Raw genomic sequence first — 16,778 nt, forward strand, 5'->3', positions numbered from 1 at the left:
AGCACTACTATGACATACCGCCGCGTTATTGCGGAACTATGAACCGGGTGCCCGCTAGCGGCGTAATGGCGCGGCAATCCGGCGCAGAATCGTACGTCGGCTTAGTAGCCGGTGAACACCTGAACCTCGTGGCTAATAATGTCCAACGAACCCAGCCACACGGCGAGGGCAAGAATCACGGAGTACACGAGCGCCACAATACCCGCCTGCTTGAGCACGGGAATCAGGTCGCGGCCGCCGCGCGTCCACACGGTCACGCAGGAGTGGATGGTCGGGCCGACCAGCAGGAAGATCAGCAGGAACCAGGGGTTCTCGTCGAGCAGGAGCACGCCCAGGCCCAGTGCCAGCGCCATCTCCACGATGTAGGTGATGCGCGACCAGCGTTCGCCCAGGCGGACCGCCATGGTCAGCTTGCCCGCCTCAATGTCGGTGGGAATGTCACGCACGTTATTCGCCATGAGCAGCGCACAGGAAATCAGACCAATGCCGATAGCACCAACCCAGCCGAGCAGGGTCAGGGTGTGTGCCTGCGTGTAGAGGGTGCCCAGGGTCGCAACCAGACCAAAGTAGACGAAGACGAACACGTCGCCCAGGCCCATGTAGCCGTAGGGGTGCTTGCCGCCGGTGTAGCCCCACGCCGCGAAGACGCTGGAGGCGCCAATCGCCAGGAACCACCACTGGTTCGCCAGAGCCACCAGGGCAAGACCGGCAAGCATCGCTAGGCCGAAGCAGGCGAAGGCGGCGTACTTGACGGAGCGGGGGCTTGCCACGCCGGAACCAACGAGGCGTAGCGGACCCACGCGGTCTTCGTCGGTGCCTTTGATGCCGTCGGAGTAGTCGTTGGCGTAGTTCACGCCGACCTGCAGGAAGAACGCGACGAGGAACGCCAAGAACGCGTAGAGCGGCTTGAATTCGTTGATCTCGTAGGCGGCAGCTGAGCCGGCAATAATGGGGGCGACGGCGAGCGGCAGGGTGCGCAGGCGAGCGCCTTCAATCCATTGGGCGGCAGTTGCCACGGGGGTTCCTTCCGGGTCTATGTGCGTATGATGCGTGGGTTTTGTGATGAGACGGGTTGTGACGGTGACGGTCAGGGCATGCGGGCGGGTGCGTGTGCGGGGTGAAAACCCGCGGATGAGCTTGCTTTAGCCCTGACGGTAGTCTCTGTCCAGGATACTGTATATTTCTGCGCGGTCCGGCTTGCCGGTGCTGGTGAGCGGGAAATCCGGCAGGATGCTCAGCTGCTTGGGTGCGGCGGGGGCACCGAGCTTTTCGGCGCAGTGGGCACGCAGTAGGGCGCAGAGTTCTTCGTTCAGGGCGGGGCGATTCTCGGTAGATGTAGCCGCGGCACCGGCAGAAGGTACGAGCGTGACCGCGGCGGCGATGGCTGTGCCCCAGCGGGCATCGGATAGGCCGACTACGCAGGCTTCGCGTACGGAGGGGTGCTCTTCGAGGACGGTCGCTACGGCGCGGGCGGAGATTTTTACGCCTCCGCTAATGAGGACGTCGTCGCTACGTCCGAGCGCTTGCAGGCGTTGCTCGCTACAACTCTTGTTGCTGTTGGGAGCTGCTGCAGAGCTCAGCAGCCCGTAGTCGTCGGTGCGGTACCAGCGGGTGCCGTCGGCGGCGGTGAAGAAGTGCTCGGCGGTGCGGGCGGCGTCGCCAATGTAGCCGCTGGCGAGGTGCGCGCCGCTGATCCAAATACGGCCCACCTGCACAGACTCTTCAATCGCCGACTTCCCCTCAATATCCGGCACGGCGGGCATACCTTCTTCGGGGACGAGTTTAACCTGCACGCCGGGCAGTACGGAGCCGGAGTAGACGCATCCGCCAGCGGTTTCGGCGCTACCGTAGGTGGTCACCGTGTTCAGCCCCAGGGCGGTGGCGGCGGCGAGCAGGTCGGCGCTGGCGGGGGCGCCTCCGAGCAGGATTCCGGTGAAGGAGCTGAGCGCCTCGTGAATATCAGCGCCCAGGTGCGAATCGGCGTCCGCGCTTTCAAGGAGCTTATGTAGCTGGGTCGGTACCAGGGAAATAAACCTGCGTGCCGAGCTCATTCGCTCAACCGCCTGCAGAAAAACCTCGGGGCTAAAGTGCACGGGCTCAATGACGGAGCGGGCGATGACCGGGGCGGTCCCGGCGAGTACGGAGCGGGCGAGCACCTGCGCGCCGGCAATATAGTGCGCCGGAAGAGCCAGGAGCCACTGCGATGCTGCATCGGAGTTTGAGCCGAAGAACTGCTCGGTGGCTGCCGCACTGGCGGCAAGAGCTCGCGCGGTCAGTGCGGTGCGTTTGGGGGTTCCGGTGGATCCGGAGGTGCCCACCACCAGCGCGATAGGCTCCGCAGCCGCACCCGCATCCGCCGCGTACCCGCCCAGTAGTTGCTCAAAGGCGCCCAGCATGGCGTGAGGGTCGGCGGGCTGATCGGCACGCACCTGTACCGCCTGCGGATGCAGGGCAACCTCCTGCGGGGCGGGGGAGGGCATGAGCCCGGGTACGGGGGTGTTCATCATGGCTAAATCCTTAGCGGCTGTTTGTAGCGGCTGCGTGCTGTCATGCGCCGGTGTCATATGCCGGTGCGGCATCAAATGCGCCGGAGCCGGATTCTTAGCTGAGGTTCTCAGGGTTGAATCCGGCTCCGAGCCTATGCATCTGAAACTACTTCTGTAGAAGGGGCTGTCTCTTAGAAGTAGTAGGGGTAGTTGGACCAGTCCGGGTCACGCTTCTGCAAGAACGCGTCGCGGCCCTCCACAGCCTCGTCGGTCATGTATGCCATGCGGGTTGCCTCACCAGCGAAGACCTGCTGGCCGAGCATGCCGTCGTCGGGCAGGTTGAAGGCGTACTTGAGCATGCGGATTGCCTGCGGGGACTGGCGAGCAATGTGCGCCGCGTATTCCAGGCCCTTGTTCTCGAGCTCTGCGTGGGGAACGACGTCGTTGACTGCGCCCATTTCGTACATGCGCTGTGCGTCGTATTCCTTGGCGAGGAAGAAGATTTCGCGGGCGAACTTCTGACCCACCTGGCGTGCGAGCAGCGCCGAACCGTAACCCGCATCGAAGGAGCCGACGGTTGCGTCGGTCTGCTTGAACTTGCCGTACTCTTCGGAGGCGATGGTCAGGTCAGCAACTACGTGCAGGGAGTGGCCGCCGCCTGCAGCCCAGCCGGAGACGAGGGCGATAACGACCTTGGGCATGGTGCGGATGAGGCGCTGCACTTCCAGGATGTGCAGTCGGCCTGCGCGTGCCGGGTCGATGCTTTCTGCGGTGTCGCCGCTGGCGTAGTGGTAGCCGTCGCGACCGCGGATGCGCTGGTCGCCGCCGGAGCAGAATGCCCAGCCACCGTCCTTGGGGGAGGGGCCGTTGCCGGTGAGCAGTACGGTGCCCACGTTAGAGGTCATGCGGGCGTGGTCGAGGGCGCGGTAGAGCTCGTCCACGGTGTGCGGGCGGAATGCGTTGCGCACCTCGGGGCGGTCGAAGGCGATGCGCACGGTGGGCAGATCGCGCAGAATCTCACCGTTTTCGTCGCGCTCAACCTGGCGGTGGTAGGTGATGTCGGTGAAGTCCTCGAAGCCCTCAACGACGCGCCAGTCGGCGGGGTTGAAGATGTCCGAGACCTTTTCGGGAAGTTGTGCAGTCATAGACCCTATTTTACGGTGCCCGCGGTGCGGCTCGTCGAGGCCGGGGAACGAAGCACGCTCGGCATAATATTCCAATAGCAGAATATGATGCGTGGGGAAGGGTCTCTGTCCTTGCGCTCATACCTGTATCTTGGCAGGTTAAGACCCTATAAACAGACCAAGGCCCGGACCGCGTGTGTGCGGCCCGAGCCTTGGGGAAGAGACTCTTTACTTGACCTTGGCGAGTTCAACCGCGCGGTCGAACTCTTCGTCAATGGCGTCGTTCTTCTTGTAGGTCATGAGCGAAACCACGATGGCGACAAGCAGCGCCGAAGCGAAGCCGGGAACCATTTCGTAGAGCACAGACTTCATGGGGCTCTGGCCCCATGCGAATGCCACAACGGCGCCGGTAATCATGGAGGCCAGTGCACCCTGGGTGGTCAGCTTACGCCAGTAGAGGGAGAGCAGAACGGTCGGGCCGAATGCCGAACCGAAGCCAGCCCAAGCGAATGCGACCAGCTGCAGAATGGAGCTGTTGGGGTTCCATGCCAGGGCACCGGCGACCAGCGCCACGATTGCCACGCCTGCACGGCCGAGCCACAGGGACTTGCCGGCGCTGAGCTTCTTCGAGGAGAAGATGCCGTAGAGGTCCTCCACCAGAGCGGAGGAGCACACAATCAGCTGCGAGGAGAGGGTGGACATAATTGCCGCCAGAACCGCAGCCAGAATTAGGCCCGCAATGAGGGGGTGGAACAGAATCTGGGCGAGGTCCAGGAAGACCGACTCAGCGGTTTCCGGGTTGGTGAGGGACGCCTCGGGGTGGCGTGCAAAGTATGCGATACCCATGAACGCGCCGCTCAGTGCGCCGAACACGGTCAGAACCATCCAGCTGATGCCGATGCGGCGGCCAGACTTAGCGTCCGCGGGGGTGCGCATTGCCATGAATCGCACAATAATGTGCGGCTGACCGAAGTAGCCCAGACCCCATGCGAGGGATGAAACAATACCGGCGAAGGTGGTACCCGCGAAGATGCTCAGTGCGTCGGGGCGTACCTGGCTGATGGACTCAACCACGGGGCCCACGCCGCCGAGGTCAATGATGGTGACGACCGGAACGGCAATCAGTGCTGCGAGCATGAGCAGACCCTGAACCATGTCGGTGTAGGACGCGCCCATGAAGCCGCCGAAGAAGGTGTAGAACACGGTAATGCCTGCCAACAGGAGCATACCGGTGTGGTATTCCTGACCGAAGGAGGACTTGAAGAACAGACCGCCGGACACCATACCGGAGGAGACGTAGAAGGTGAAGAATACCAGAATCACGACACCGGAGACGATGCGCAGCACGCGCTTGGTGTCATGGAGGCGGTTGCTCAGGAAGACTGGGACGGTCACTGCGTCGCCTGCTACTTCGGTGTAGCTACGCAGTCGCGGTGCCACGAACGTCCAGTTGCACCATGCGCCGATGGTCAGGCCGACGGCGAGCCATGCCTGGGAGAGGCCGCTGAGGTAGACGGCGCCGGGCAGACCCATGAGGAGCCAACCGGACATGTCGGAGGCGCCCGCTGAGAGTGCGGCGACGGTGGGGGAGAGCTGACGCCCGCCCAGCACATAGTCGTCGAGGCTGTTGTTCTTGCTATTTGCCCATAGGCCGATTGCGATCATGGCAACAAAATAAATCGCCAGCGCGATGACCTGGTATGTACTCGCGGCCATAATGTTCCTTCTCTCCTGGTGGTAGTGTGCGCCTGTGTGTATTTATGCGCTACCCCATAACTTTATGAGTGGCATAGGATACAGTCTAGGCTTTGAAGGACTGAAAATAAAGTCTATTTGACGCTTAGGGGTGAGGATCTATGGAATAAATATGTATTTTCTGTGTAAAATCCATGGTCGTACACGTGGGTCATTGTGGGAGCGTGTGCGAAAAAGTGCCCGAAAAATCCTTGAATTTCAGGGTTTCGGGCACTTGAGTGAAAGATATGTAGTTGAAAAGCAACGCAAACGCTCAATGGCATATGCATCTAAAACGAATTAAACGAAAAATTTAAAAGCCGTTCGGAGTGTTGAACTGTTACACGACAATGTCACAGAGGCTTAGAGATCCCTCACAACCCATGGTTCAGTAGCCATACGAGCCGGATCAAAACGCTCCAAAATCGCTGCCGCATTGGGCACCGGAACATCCGCCGAATGGGTGGAGCCATCGGCGTTATACACCGGAATAGATGCGGCAATCCACCCCAAAATCGTAGGGATTTCAACGCCCGCCTCACGCAACTGCGGCAGAGTCACCGCACCGTCACGCTTCGCCAGGCGCTTGCCCTCCTCGTTCAGCGCCAGCGGCACATGCGCGTAACGCGGCTGCGTCAAACCCAAAAGCTGCGCCAAATACGACTGGCGGGGCGCAGAAGGCAACAGATCATCGCCGCGCACAATCTGCTCAACGCCCACAAAGGCATCATCCACCACGGAGGTCAGGTTGTAGGCGTAGGTTCCGTCATTGCGCACCAGCACAAAATCATCCACCAGGCCGGTGTAGGTGCCGTAAAAATCATCCTGTACCGTGTAGTTCGTGCACTCGGCACGCAGACGCAGAGCCGGCGGACGCTGGGTGCGGCGCTCCTCCCGCTGGTCCTCGCTTAGGTCGCGGCAAGTACCCGGGTAGGCGCCCGGTGCACCGTGCGGGGCGCTCGACGCCTCCTGAATTTCGCGGCGGGTGCAGTAACACTCGTACACGAGGCCCGCCTCTCGTAGGTGCTGAACCGCCTGCTCATAGGCGGCAAGGCGCGTGCTCTGATACAGCACCCCTGCCTCCTTGCCCTCGGTGCTTTCGCTACCCTCAATACGCTCCGTCGAGGTGCCGGGGCTCGCATCCCAATCCAGGCCCAGAGTCGCCAAGTCAGCAATCTGGCGTTCCGCCGCGCCCGGGCGCACGCGATCCAAATCCTCCACGCGCAGGTAGAAGGGCTTGCCGCCGCGGCGCGCCATAGCCCATGCCAAAATGGCGGTACGCAAATTACCCAGGTGCAAATCACCCGAGGGGGAGGGGGCGTAGCGTCCGGTGCCGCTGGGGAACGGCTGAGTTACAGGCTGAGCAGAGGAAGGGCTAGAGGAAGAAGTCATACTCCTATCCTATAGGGCGCGAATTTCTGGTTCCTGCTCAGAGTCTCAGCGGCTCCTCAATGAATCCTAACCGGCGCTGGACTAGCTGGGGGAACGCGCCACCCGGCTAATCAATCTGTGGAGGTTGTCAAGCATCACGTATTAGCTGTCCGTAGAGGCTGAATTATGCAGAATGATGCACTTTCATCCCCTTAGAAGCGTGCAATAGTGCAAAAATATGTTCTCCAGAAGCCCGAATAGCCCCTCAGTCGCCAAAAATTACAGTAGGGTTGTATCTATGGCTCGTACTATTGAACTCGCAGACGGCGTGTACCGTATTGCGACCGACAACTACCGACTGAACACCGGACTGGTCCTCGGACTGGAACGGGCACTTGTCGTGGATACCGGCGCAGGTCCCCGTCAGGCAACCGAAATCTATGATGAGGTTCGCCGTCTCACGCGCCTTCCTATCACCGTCGTAAACACTCACGGTCACTATGAGCGTTTCTTCGGTAACGATGTTTTCGCGGCAATGGGTGCCGAAGAATTCTGGGCGCATCCTCGCGCCGCGCGCGCAATTCGTAAATACGGTGAGGCGCAGCGTCCCTACGTCGAGACGCTCGAACCGGAAATGGCGCACCATCAGGGTGCAGCCACCAATATTATTGTCCCCAACCGCCTGGTCGCCAATAGCGGTGACGGCATTACCTTCACCCCCATTGATCTGGGTGAGCGTAGCGCAACCCTCATGTACATGGGTCCCGGCCACACCGATGGTGACATTCTGGTCGGTATTGAAGATGTGCTCTTCATGGGTGGTCTGATTGAAGAGGGTACCGACCCCTACTTCGAGGATTCCTTCCCCGACCGTTGGATTGACACTCTTGGTGCCGTGCTCGAATTTGATCGTTACCGCGTGTTTGTGCCCGGTAACGGTGAGCCGGTAGACCGCACCTTCGTGGAGCGTGAACGTAACACCATGGTGACCGCTATTGAGTCGATTCGCTCCTCCACTTTGGATCGTGATGATGAGGCGACGACCGCGGCAATGTATAAGCTGCCGTATGCGCCGGGTGCTACTCGCTTCCTGCTGGATCGTTTGGCTCAGCTTGAAGGTGCACCGGTAGCGGCATATCTCGAAGCGGATTACCCGGACACCAGTGGTTTCACGGGTCCAATTACTCTGGGTCAGGCTTCGTACTAAAACCCCGTATGCAATATGCCTCATGGGGCATAAATGCAGGTGAGGGCTGGTTTCTATGATAGAAACCAGCCCTCACCTTTTATATACCCATAACCTTAGGGCACGTATTTAGCGCTGAACGTACTGGGCGCGCATTGCCTCGCAATCAGCCGCCAAAGAAGCCGGGACTTCACCCATTGCCTCGCAAAGCTGCACGAAACGGTGACGCCAATCCAGGTGCTGCAGAGCCTGACGAATCTGCTGCTCACCCTGCGCGGGGGTCCAGCGGGAGACCGCATCGGCAACCTGCGCGAGGCCCGCGCGTGCATCCGCGTGATCAATGTCGATGGTCGCGCCATCCCAAAGGATTTCACGTACGGTGGTGGTGTTCGGAACCTTGCCGACCACGGTCACGCCCGAAGCCAGGGCGTCGGTCCAACGACCGGTGATGTACTCCTTGGTCGGGTGAGTGTACGGCGCCGGGCTGACCGAAGTGGAGAACGCCAGCAGGAACTTCGCGCGGTTCAGAGAATTCTGCAGGTGCTGAGCCGACTCGCGGTCATTTGCACCGAAGGGCGGGCGGCCCTCAAAGCTCAGACCCAGCTCCGCGGCGAGGGCGGCAGTCGCCTCGTCATCTTCGTAGGCGGCGGGCTGACGGCTCACGCGCAGCAGGTCGGTGCTCTTCGACTCCAGCGCCGCCAGACGGTCGCTGAACTTGCTCCAAACATCCGCACCCCAGGGCAGAACGCCGGGGGCCTTCACGCCCGCAGCGGTCCAGGGCTGAACGTCGTCAACGTCCGCAACGAAAATACGGTCGTAGGTGGAGGACTTAGCCACCGCGGGAATACGGTCATCCCAGAAGCTATCAATCACCCAGCCATAAATCGCGCCGTAGCGACGGAAGGCGAAGGAACGTTGCGAAATGGCGTACAGCTGACCGGGATCAGAAGCAATCACCAGGCAACGATTGGAACCGCCCTTGAGGCGGGGCAGACGCGCCAGAAGCTTCGTTTCCTTGCTGAGGGATGCGCCCACATCCACGGTGTGTACGGTACCGCCGGTGTAACGGGCGAGAAGCTCCGCCATGGCGTGTACGGGAACCCAACCGGCTCCGGAGGGGACAGCAACAATAATATCGAGTGAGCTCATGAGAATCCTTGGGAGCGACGTCCGCCGCATGCACCGGGCTCACCGGGGTAAAACCTCGGGTCGCGGGCGGTGTGCATCAGCGGCAAGAGCGTGAATGTCAATAAATGATAGATAGGGTGCCTTACGTCAGCAGGCGCGCAAAAAACGCGAATGCAGCGGCGAGTGAAACCGCTACGACCGGCTAGCGTTCAGCCACGGAAGGCTATGGCACAGGTAGTTTTCAGTATATCGGTCAACCCTGCGCACGGGGCTTAGCCTGCAGCCTTTAGAAACAGCTTTAGGGTGTGTGAATGCGCACCTCAACGCCCGATTCGGTGCCAAACCCGGCAGCCATGCGCGCCAAATCAGTATTCGGGGCGGCAGCCACCGTGAAGAAACGATCCACAGCCGCAGTGAACTGCTCCTGACGAGCCATATCACCGTGTTCAAGGGTCGTGAAAATACCGCCGCCGGCATCGTCAAAGACCTCAACGCGCAGTTCGGGCAGAAGCTCAGTATTCGGCAGGTTCAGCGAGGACACATCGTGCTGGAAGGTCAGGTCACCGCACAGCAGGGTCACCGGCAGGGCGGCACCACCAATGACCGGGCGGGAGTTCTCATCCACACCGGCAGGATAGTAGCCAGACAGAGACACACCAATAGCGGTCGCAATCGTCCCGTCAATACCGGCAAGACCGCGATTAGCAAACACGCGCGCGGGGGCGGGCTCGCCCAGGGCGGGGGCTGCCGCATCCAAATCACGCACCAGGTTTGAAGAACCCAGCACCATGAGGCGGCGCTGAGCCACCGCATCCTGCCAGACGCGGCGGGCGTAGGAGCGGCCAGCGGTGCGGTTGCGGTAATCGGTGTAGTCAACCGTGCTCTCAGCACCGGGATGTTCGTAGGCGGCGATGGCGCGCAGGCACTCATCCTGCAGCTCGCGGGCGGGCTCAACCCACTGCTCTAGCCAGCTCAGCTCGTCCACCAGCTCATCAGCGGCAGCAGAGGATGCGCACGCAAACTCGGTGAGCTCGTGCGGGGTCGACAGCTCCACGAAGGAGCGAGCGCCCGGCTCGTACCAGCTGGCGCGGCGCGGGGCGTAGAACGCGCACTGAATATCTTCGCGTTCCAGCAGCGCCGTAATCGGGCGCGAAAGCGTCGGGTGGCCGAAGAGCACCACACGCTCAATCTGCGCGGCGGGCTTGAAGGACGCATCGCCGAGCAGCTGCGGGTAGTGAGGAATGGAGGTTACGCCGTGGCGCGCCTCGGAGGAAGGCTCCGCAAACAGCGGCAGGTTCAGCACGCGCGCGAACTCCGCCGCAAACTCGCCGGCACCGTCAGCGGCAACCACCACGGTGCGGTGCGCCGGGGTGAACTCCGCCAGGTCCGCCTGCGCCTCCAGGGAATCCAGAAGCCAACGCTGCTCAGCACTGGAGAGCCCGGAACCTTCAGCGCGGGCGGCGCGGGCACGGCCCTCAGCCTGCGGGTCGTAATCCTCCAGCAGGCTCTGCGCCCACTGCGGCAGCATCTGCGCAAAACGGCCAGAGGGAGTCAGCGGCGTATCGAAACAAATGTTCAGGTGCACCGGGCCAATCGGCTCCGCCGACTGCTTGCGCCAGTGTTCGGCGCTACGACCGGTCAGCGCATTCAGGCATGCGGCAAAGGCCTGAGTCTGCTCGCCCTCCACCTGCTCGGGGTAGGAGGTCAGATCAGCTTCAGCACGCACAAAAGGATAGAAGAAACTCGCCTGGCGGGTCGTCTGATTCACGCCGCTACCGCGCAGACGCTCCGGGCGGTCAGCGCTCAGCACCGCCAGGGGCACACCGGCGTGGTACGCCTCCATGACGGCGGGCATGTACTCGCCCAGCGCCGTACCGGAGGTGCACACCAGACCCACGGGCTGACCGGATGCCTTGGCAATACCCAGGGCGGTAAAGGCTGCACTTCGCTCGTCCACGCGCACGTGCGCAATGAGGGCGCCGGCTTCAGCGGCGGCGGCAATAGCGTACGCAAGAGGTGCGCTGCGGGAACCCGGAGACACGACAACATGCCGCATGCCGGCACGAATCAGCGAATCGAGCACGGATACTGCGGTGAGCATGGCGGGGGTTGAGCGGTTTTCAGTCACCGTACCATTCTAATGCCGTAAGGTTTTTCATTCAGTTATGGTTACCCTTCACGGGCGCGACCTTGATAACTGCAGTCTTCACAGTCCGCAGGCGCGTTCCAGTACCCGGTAGCAGGCGGTGACGCGCTCCACCCACCACTGGCGGGTCTGCTCATCGGTGGCAAGACGCTCCAGGCGCTGCGGGCTGGGGGTGATGGCGCGCAGGTCCATGAACCCGTCGCGGGCGATGAGCGGCTCATCGGTGACGTCCTCAGCCATGAGGGAGACCGTGCCCAGACCGCACCCGTACCTCAAAGTCGGTAGAGAGGCCGCCAGAGAGGCACCGGTGGCAATGCCCACCGAAGACTCCAGCGCAGAAGAAACTACCGCCGGAAGCTGCGCCTGCTCCACCAGCGCGAGCGCACGGCGTACACCGCCCAGCGGCGCCGCCTTAATAACCATCAGGTCCGCGGCGTTCGCGCGAGCCACCTTCAGCGGGTCTTCCGCCTTGCGAATCGATTCGTCGGCGGCAATGCGGGCGGGCAGCCCCTCCTTAGCAATGGCAAAGCGGAGCGCAGCCATATCCTCAATGGATGCCACGGGCTGCTCTGCGTAGATAATGCCGTACTCGCAGAGCTTGCGCAGCGCATCAAGGGCACCGGCGAGGGTGTAGCCCATGTTCGCGTCCACCTTCAGACGCGCATTCGGGAGCGCCTCGCGAGCGGCTGCTACCCGCGCAATATCGTCGGCGAGGCTTTGACCCTTCTCCGCCACCTTGATTTTCAGTTCCTGAATCTCACCCTCGTACTTGGCGAGCACCTCCGGCACACGCTCGGCGGGCACCGCGGGCAGGGTCGCGTTCAGCGGGATGCGCGTACGCACCGGCTCTGGGGCAGGCAACCATGCCGCCTCTAGCGCGCAGGCAAGCCACGCCGCAGACTCCTGCGGACCGTACTCGAGGAAGGGCGCGAACTCGCCCCAGCCGTACGGGCCGCAAATCAGCGCGCTCTGGCGGCTATTGACCCCACGGAAGGTGACCGTCATCGGAATTTCGACCGTGAACAGGTTCTCCAGAACCTCCTGTAGCGGCGGCAGGGGAGTGTTCGTGAGGTGAAAACCGTAGCCGAGAGGCGGCACGCTCATACTGGTGTTCAAGGTATCTGCCCTTCTGTGATGCGCTATGAGCTCACCATAACATTCCGGGGGCGGGTGGGTGCGCTCGCACCCTGTCACGCATTCTCTGGAAACTCTCAGGTTGTGGTCGAAAAAACTTTAGTTTTTCATAGCTTAACCTGGGATAGTAGGTAGTTATTCGCCCGAGAACTCGGACGGTGCTTCGCATAAAACGGCAGCTTGGGGGCTACTGTTTTGAGGGGCTGGCATCGGCGGGCTCGGGTATGGCTAACAGACATGAGGGCGAGAAGGTACGAAGGGTTATGAAGAAGACACCGCAAGCGAATACATCAGGTTCGGGAAACTCCGGTTGGGAGAGCTCCGAAAACCTCGACGCTACCAGTGTGCTTCACCCCGATGACGTGCGTGCAGCCGCTGCCGATAACGCGCCCACTACGGTGTTTTCCTCTGATGAGACTGCGGTTCTCTCCGATTATCAGGACCCGACTGCGGTGCTTTCTGATTATCAGGACGCTACCCAGGTGCTCGCCTCCCACGAAACGGCTACCCATGCCGCTGCGCACAGTGATGACCGTACGAAAGTTTTGACGGATTACGGTTCGTCGCCGGCTCACGAAGCTGCGCCTGTAGGTTCTGCAAACGTGGGTTCCGTAAACGCGGGTTTCGTGAACGCTGAATCGGCGAATACCGAAGTTATTTCTTCGCACCCCGACACCTCAGAGGTTATTGGTGCGACCCGTCCTTTGCCGCGCGTTTACCGTGCCCCCATTAAGATTCCTGAGACGATTCCCTCGCCGCAGGAACGCGCCTCTCAGGGGAACTACAGCGCGGATGAGCTGATGCAGGCTACGCGCCGCCTCGATCCGCCGAAGCCTCCGGTGAGCGGTTTCCCGCTGAACAATCAGATGGGTGCCTCCCCAATGGGTGCGCCTCAGATGGGCGCGCAGCAGCCTCTTCCCACGCGTGCGATGCCTCCGCAGGCACCTCCGCAGCCGGTGGCTTATCCTCCCGAGGCGTATCCTGCCGCCGCCTACCCGAACGGTGCGTATGTGCAGACCGGTCAGGTTCCCGTGGATGCTTCGGGCCGCCCTGTGAATCGTCCCGGCGAAGAGCAGGGGCACCATCTTCCGAGTACCGGTATTTTGATGCGTCACGTGATGGCGTTGCTGTTCTTGGGTCTGTCTCTGTACGGCGCGTTCGTGTTCTTCATTTACACGGCGACCGGCCAGCAGGTTGATGAGCAGGCGTACACCGAGTACGCGAACCAGTTCAAGAGTTACCGCGGTCCGACCCTGACGGCGCTGGATTCTTTGCCCACGATTGTTGGTGTGATTGCGGTGCTGGGTCTGATTGCGGTGCTGATTTGGAAGCACCGGTTCCTGCCCTCGCTGATTGGCGTGCTAGTTGGGGCTGCGGCGGTGACGAGCACGTACCTGCTCAAGCACTACCTGATCGTGAAGCCCGACCTGGGTGTTCAGGAGGCGCTGAGCAACTCGGCGCCCAGTGGCCACACGACCTTCGCGGCGGCGGCTGGCGCGGCGCTCTTCCTGGCGGCGCCTCGTTTCTTGCGGCCCACGGTGGCTCTCTGCGCGGCATTGGCTACCTGCCTGACGGGTGCCTCCACGATTATTAACGGTTGGCATCGCCCGGCGGATGTGGTGACCGCTATTCTGGTCACCGCCATCTGGACGGTCGTGGGTATGGGCGTGTTGCGTTATGTGCGTCCGGCAGATTTTGCGGTGCCGGCGCGCGGTGGTTTGGTGCTGGTGCCGTTGATGACGATTGCGACGCTGTTCCTGTCGTTCTGCGCGGTCATCCTGTATCTGATTGCGATTTTTGCGCCGATTCCCGGTGGTGCGTTTACCGCGGCGACCTGCATGATTATTGCGGTGAGCTTTGGTACGACGGCGTTGATGGTGAACCTGTTGCGTCCGCGTAATAGTAATCGCTCCGCCTATTCGAAGGTGTGGAGTTATCAGTAAATGTTGTTCCCCTCCTTGCGCGGGATGTTTCAGCTTGATGTGAGCTGAGATATTGTCCGGGTGCGGGGAGGGGAATACAATATAAGAAATTTAGTATTTTTAATACCAATATTAGAGAGGGGGTGTGTGCCCCCTTTCACTCACCCCTGAAGAGAAAGGTGCGTACCATGGCAGGTACCCATGAAGGCCGCGTCCTCGTATTCCCCCAGCTCACCGAAGCGCTGACCCCCTTTGAAGATAAGCCCCAGGCCCGCAAGATCGTTGATGCCGACGGCGGCAACCTGACCCTCATGGAACTGGCTGCAGGCCAGTCCTGGCACGAGCACCACAGCGTCCACCCCGTCTTCGTGCAGGTGCTCAAGGGTGAAGTTATCTTCCACGTGAAGGACCGCGATATTACCCTGGTGCCCGGCAAGCCGATTCACGTGACCGCCAAGCTGCTGCACTCCCTGCGCGCTGTGAAAGACTCCACCCTGCTGGTGACCATGCTGACCGGTGAATCGCACCCCGAACCCAAGGTCAATATTGACGTCGAAGAGGTCTAATCCCCGACCCCAAAACCCCTGACCCCAAAACCCCCGACCTCAAAACATTAGCTCGCCGCCGCATCTGCATAGGATGCCGCGGCGAGCTTTTTCTCTGTCTTCCTGCCCTCACATATGCCGGTGAGAATACCCTCACGCTACGCCCTGAGCTTTCTGCACGCCGGTTCACCCCGCGCGGGCGTACCCTGAAAGTACCCGCCCGCTAATATGCCCGCTACCACTGCAGGGAACAACCCGAAAGGGGAGCAACCCGAAAGGATACGCAATGCCCAAGTCACTGCAACGCCCCGTCGTTCTTCTCACCGGCGCCAGCTCCGGTATCGGCTACGACGTGGCGCCTCTACTGGTGCGCTGTGGCTACACCGTCTACGGTGCCGCCCGCCGCGTTGAGAAGATTGAAGAGCTCGCCTCCGAGGGCGTGAAAGCGCTCAGCCTGGACGTTACCGATGAGGCATCCATGGAAGCCGCCGTACAGCAGGTCATTGACGCAGAAGGCCGCATTGACGTGCTCATCAACAACGCGGGCTACGGATTCTACGGCGCTATTGAAGATGTCCCCATCGACGAGGCGCGCCGCCAGTTCGAGGTGAACCTTTTCGGCCTGGCACGCCTCACCCAGCTGGTGCTGCCGCATATGCGCGCACAGGGCAGCGGGCGCATCCTGAACATCTCCTCGATGGCGGGGCGTATTACCTCGCCCCTGGGTGCCTGGTACCACGCCACCAAGTACGCCCTTGAGGCGTTCAGTGATGCACTGCGCATGGAGGTTGAAGAGTTCGGTATTGACGTGGTCATTATCGAGCCCGGCGGCATCAAAACCCCCTGGGGACTCATCGCGGCAGACCACCTCGAGGAATCCTCCCGAAACGGTGTCTACGCGGTTCAGGCGCAGCGGGTTGCGGCAAATATGCGTAGGCTCTACTCGCCATCCTCCAACCTCTCAGAGCCCAAAGTAATCTCTAGGACCATTCTGCGAGCCCTGGAGGCGCGCCGCCCCAAGACCCGCTACCTGGTGGGTTTTGGCGCTAAGCCCTCCGTGTTCTTGCATGCCGTGCTGCCGGACCGTCCCTTTGACAAGGTGGCGCGCCGTATCTTCTAGAACCGAAATAGCCGTGAACTAGAGCATTAAAAAGCGGGCGGTGCTGCGCGAAACAGAATGTTTCGTACAGCACCGCCCGCTACGTTTTTCAAGAGCTAGTACTAGTCTACTACGGCGTGGGTCGGATCGAGCACGCGCGCCAAGAAAGCCTGAGTACGTTCGTGCTGGGGGTTGCCAATCACCTGATCGGCGGGACCTTCCTCCACGACCACGCCATCGGCCATGAAGACGACCTTATCGGCGACCTCGCGGGCGAACGCCATCTCGTGGGTCACCACGATCATGGTCATGCCCTCGTCAGCAAGGTTGCGCATAATGCTCAGAACCTCGCCGACCATCTCCGGGTCGAGTGCACTGGTCGGCTCATCGAAGAGCATCAGATCCGGGTGCATGGAGAGCGCACGCGCAATAGCCACACGCTGCTGCTGACCACCGGACAGCTGAGCCGGGAAGCGGTCTTCCTTGCCCTCCAGACCAACCTTGGCGAGCTGCTCGCGGGCAACCGCCTCCGCCTCAGCCTTGGAACGGCCCAGAACCTTAATCTGAGCGATTGTGCAATTATCCAGAATGTTCAGGTGACCGAACAGGTTGAACTGCTGGAACACCATACCCATGTGGGTACGCACGCGGTTAATGTCTACGTCCGGGTCGGTGACCTCGGTATCGCCCACCATGATGGTGCCGTCGTTCGGCTCCTCCAGCAGGTTCACGCAACGTAGCAGGGTGGACTTACCGGAACCCGAAGGGCCGATAAGGCACACGACCTCGCCCGGCTCGACCTGCATGTCAATGCCCTTGAGAACCTGAACCTTGCCGTAGGACTTGTGCAGGTTAGAAATGCGCACCGAGGAGGCGGCCATGGATGAAGTTGAAACAGTCATA

The 16,778-nt window shown here is 61.2% G+C and carries 13 protein-coding genes; 4 read left to right on the plus strand and 9 right to left on the minus strand.

Annotated elements, in window-relative coordinates:
- Positions 1–101: 101 nt before the first annotated feature.
- The 5 genes from HMPREF2710_RS00365 to gluQRS all read right to left on the minus strand — a co-directional run bounded on the left by HMPREF2710_RS00365 (position 102) and on the right by gluQRS (position 6,736).
- Entirely contained in the window at positions 102–1,016 is a 915-nt protein-coding gene (locus HMPREF2710_RS00365) for a 1,4-dihydroxy-2-naphthoate polyprenyltransferase (RefSeq protein ID WP_005504756.1), read from the minus strand.
- Between the two features lie 126 nt (positions 1,017–1,142).
- A complete protein-coding gene (locus HMPREF2710_RS00370; protein ID WP_070598960.1) occupies positions 1,143–2,507 on the minus strand; it encodes an AMP-binding protein in 1,365 nt (454 codons plus the stop codon).
- A gap of 170 nt (positions 2,508–2,677) precedes the next feature.
- Complete coding sequence (locus HMPREF2710_RS00375) at positions 2,678–3,631, minus strand: 1,4-dihydroxy-2-naphthoyl-CoA synthase (protein WP_049343219.1); 954 nt, start codon at positions 3,629–3,631, stop codon at positions 2,678–2,680.
- Positions 3,632–3,838: 207 nt separating this feature from the next.
- A complete protein-coding gene (gene putP / locus HMPREF2710_RS00380; protein WP_049341036.1) occupies positions 3,839–5,326 on the minus strand; it encodes a sodium/proline symporter PutP in 1,488 nt (495 codons plus the stop codon).
- A gap of 381 nt (positions 5,327–5,707) precedes the next feature.
- Complete coding sequence (gluQRS, locus tag HMPREF2710_RS00385) at positions 5,708–6,736, minus strand: tRNA glutamyl-Q(34) synthetase GluQRS (RefSeq protein WP_049349151.1); 1,029 nt, start codon at positions 6,734–6,736, stop codon at positions 5,708–5,710.
- Between the two features lie 277 nt (positions 6,737–7,013).
- On the opposite strand from gluQRS, the gene HMPREF2710_RS00390 reads away from it, so the two are divergent.
- Positions 7,014–7,922 (plus strand): MBL fold metallo-hydrolase, encoded by a 909-nt coding sequence (locus HMPREF2710_RS00390; protein ID WP_070598963.1) that lies wholly within the window; start codon positions 7,014–7,016, stop codon positions 7,920–7,922.
- 108 nt (positions 7,923–8,030) lie between these two features.
- Here HMPREF2710_RS00390 and HMPREF2710_RS00395 read toward each other — a convergent pair whose 3' ends face one another.
- From HMPREF2710_RS00395 to HMPREF2710_RS00405, 3 genes are all read right to left on the minus strand, one after another.
- Positions 8,031–9,050 carry a glycosyltransferase gene (locus HMPREF2710_RS00395; RefSeq protein WP_070598966.1) on the minus strand — a complete coding sequence of 340 codons (1,020 nt, stop codon included), beginning with the start codon at positions 9,048–9,050 and terminating at the stop codon, positions 8,031–8,033.
- A gap of 277 nt (positions 9,051–9,327) precedes the next feature.
- On the minus strand, positions 9,328–11,157 hold the full coding sequence (gene menD / locus HMPREF2710_RS00400) for a 2-succinyl-5-enolpyruvyl-6-hydroxy-3-cyclohexene-1-carboxylic-acid synthase (RefSeq protein WP_070598969.1): 1,830 nt from the start codon (positions 11,155–11,157) through the stop codon (positions 9,328–9,330).
- A gap of 78 nt (positions 11,158–11,235) precedes the next feature.
- Positions 11,236–12,279 carry an o-succinylbenzoate synthase gene (locus HMPREF2710_RS00405; RefSeq protein WP_070598972.1) on the minus strand — a complete coding sequence of 348 codons (1,044 nt, stop codon included), beginning with the start codon at positions 12,277–12,279 and terminating at the stop codon, positions 11,236–11,238.
- A gap of 293 nt (positions 12,280–12,572) precedes the next feature.
- Between HMPREF2710_RS00405 and HMPREF2710_RS00410 the strand changes: the two genes are divergently transcribed.
- The 3 genes from HMPREF2710_RS00410 to HMPREF2710_RS00420 all read left to right on the plus strand — a co-directional run bounded on the left by HMPREF2710_RS00410 (position 12,573) and on the right by HMPREF2710_RS00420 (position 15,896).
- Positions 12,573–14,252 carry a phosphatase PAP2 family protein gene (locus tag HMPREF2710_RS00410; RefSeq protein ID WP_049363307.1) on the plus strand — a complete coding sequence of 560 codons (1,680 nt, stop codon included), beginning with the start codon at positions 12,573–12,575 and terminating at the stop codon, positions 14,250–14,252.
- 167 nt (positions 14,253–14,419) lie between these two features.
- On the plus strand, positions 14,420–14,797 hold the full coding sequence (locus HMPREF2710_RS00415; RefSeq protein ID WP_005504776.1) for a cupin domain-containing protein: 378 nt from the start codon (positions 14,420–14,422) through the stop codon (positions 14,795–14,797).
- A 265-nt stretch (positions 14,798–15,062) separates the two neighbouring features.
- The gene (locus HMPREF2710_RS00420; protein WP_049363305.1) at positions 15,063–15,896 is read left to right on the plus strand and encodes an oxidoreductase; all 834 of its coding nucleotides are present in this window, start codon (positions 15,063–15,065) and stop codon (positions 15,894–15,896) included.
- 101 nt (positions 15,897–15,997) lie between these two features.
- On the opposite strand, the gene HMPREF2710_RS00425 is transcribed toward HMPREF2710_RS00420, so the two are convergent.
- Positions 15,998–16,777 carry an amino acid ABC transporter ATP-binding protein gene (locus HMPREF2710_RS00425; protein WP_049363304.1) on the minus strand — a complete coding sequence of 260 codons (780 nt, stop codon included), beginning with the start codon at positions 16,775–16,777 and terminating at the stop codon, positions 15,998–16,000.
- Position 16,778 lies beyond the last annotated feature (1 nt).

It is taken from the genome of Rothia sp. HMSC069D01 (genome assembly GCF_001810135.1).
Taxonomy (GTDB): domain Bacteria; phylum Actinomycetota; class Actinomycetes; order Actinomycetales; family Micrococcaceae; genus Rothia.

Bases quoted from the DNA above. Each gene is read 5' to 3' on its own strand.
- HMPREF2710_RS00370 (WP_070598960.1), bottom strand. From the start codon at position 2,507: ATGATGAACACCCCCGTACCCGGGCTCATGCCCTCCCCCGCCCCGCAG.
- HMPREF2710_RS00375 (WP_049343219.1), bottom strand. From the start codon at position 3,631: ATGACTGCACAACTTCCCGAAAAGGTCTCGGACATCTTCAACCCCGCC.
- putP (WP_049341036.1), bottom strand. From the start codon at position 5,326: ATGGCCGCGAGTACATACCAGGTCATCGCGCTGGCGATTTATTTTGTT.
- gluQRS (WP_049349151.1), bottom strand. From the start codon at position 6,736: ATGACTTCTTCCTCTAGCCCTTCCTCTGCTCAGCCTGTAACTCAGCCG.
- HMPREF2710_RS00390 (WP_070598963.1), top strand. From the start codon at position 7,014: ATGGCTCGTACTATTGAACTCGCAGACGGCGTGTACCGTATTGCGACC.
- HMPREF2710_RS00395 (WP_070598966.1), bottom strand. From the start codon at position 9,050: ATGAGCTCACTCGATATTATTGTTGCTGTCCCCTCCGGAGCCGGTTGG.
- HMPREF2710_RS00405 (WP_070598972.1), bottom strand. From the start codon at position 12,279: ATGAGCGTGCCGCCTCTCGGCTACGGTTTTCACCTCACGAACACTCCC.
- HMPREF2710_RS00410 (WP_049363307.1), top strand. From the start codon at position 12,573: ATGAAGAAGACACCGCAAGCGAATACATCAGGTTCGGGAAACTCCGGT.
- HMPREF2710_RS00415 (WP_005504776.1), top strand. From the start codon at position 14,420: ATGGCAGGTACCCATGAAGGCCGCGTCCTCGTATTCCCCCAGCTCACC.
- HMPREF2710_RS00420 (WP_049363305.1), top strand. From the start codon at position 15,063: ATGCCCAAGTCACTGCAACGCCCCGTCGTTCTTCTCACCGGCGCCAGC.
- HMPREF2710_RS00425 (WP_049363304.1), bottom strand. From the start codon at position 16,777: ATGACTGTTTCAACTTCATCCATGGCCGCCTCCTCGGTGCGCATTTCT.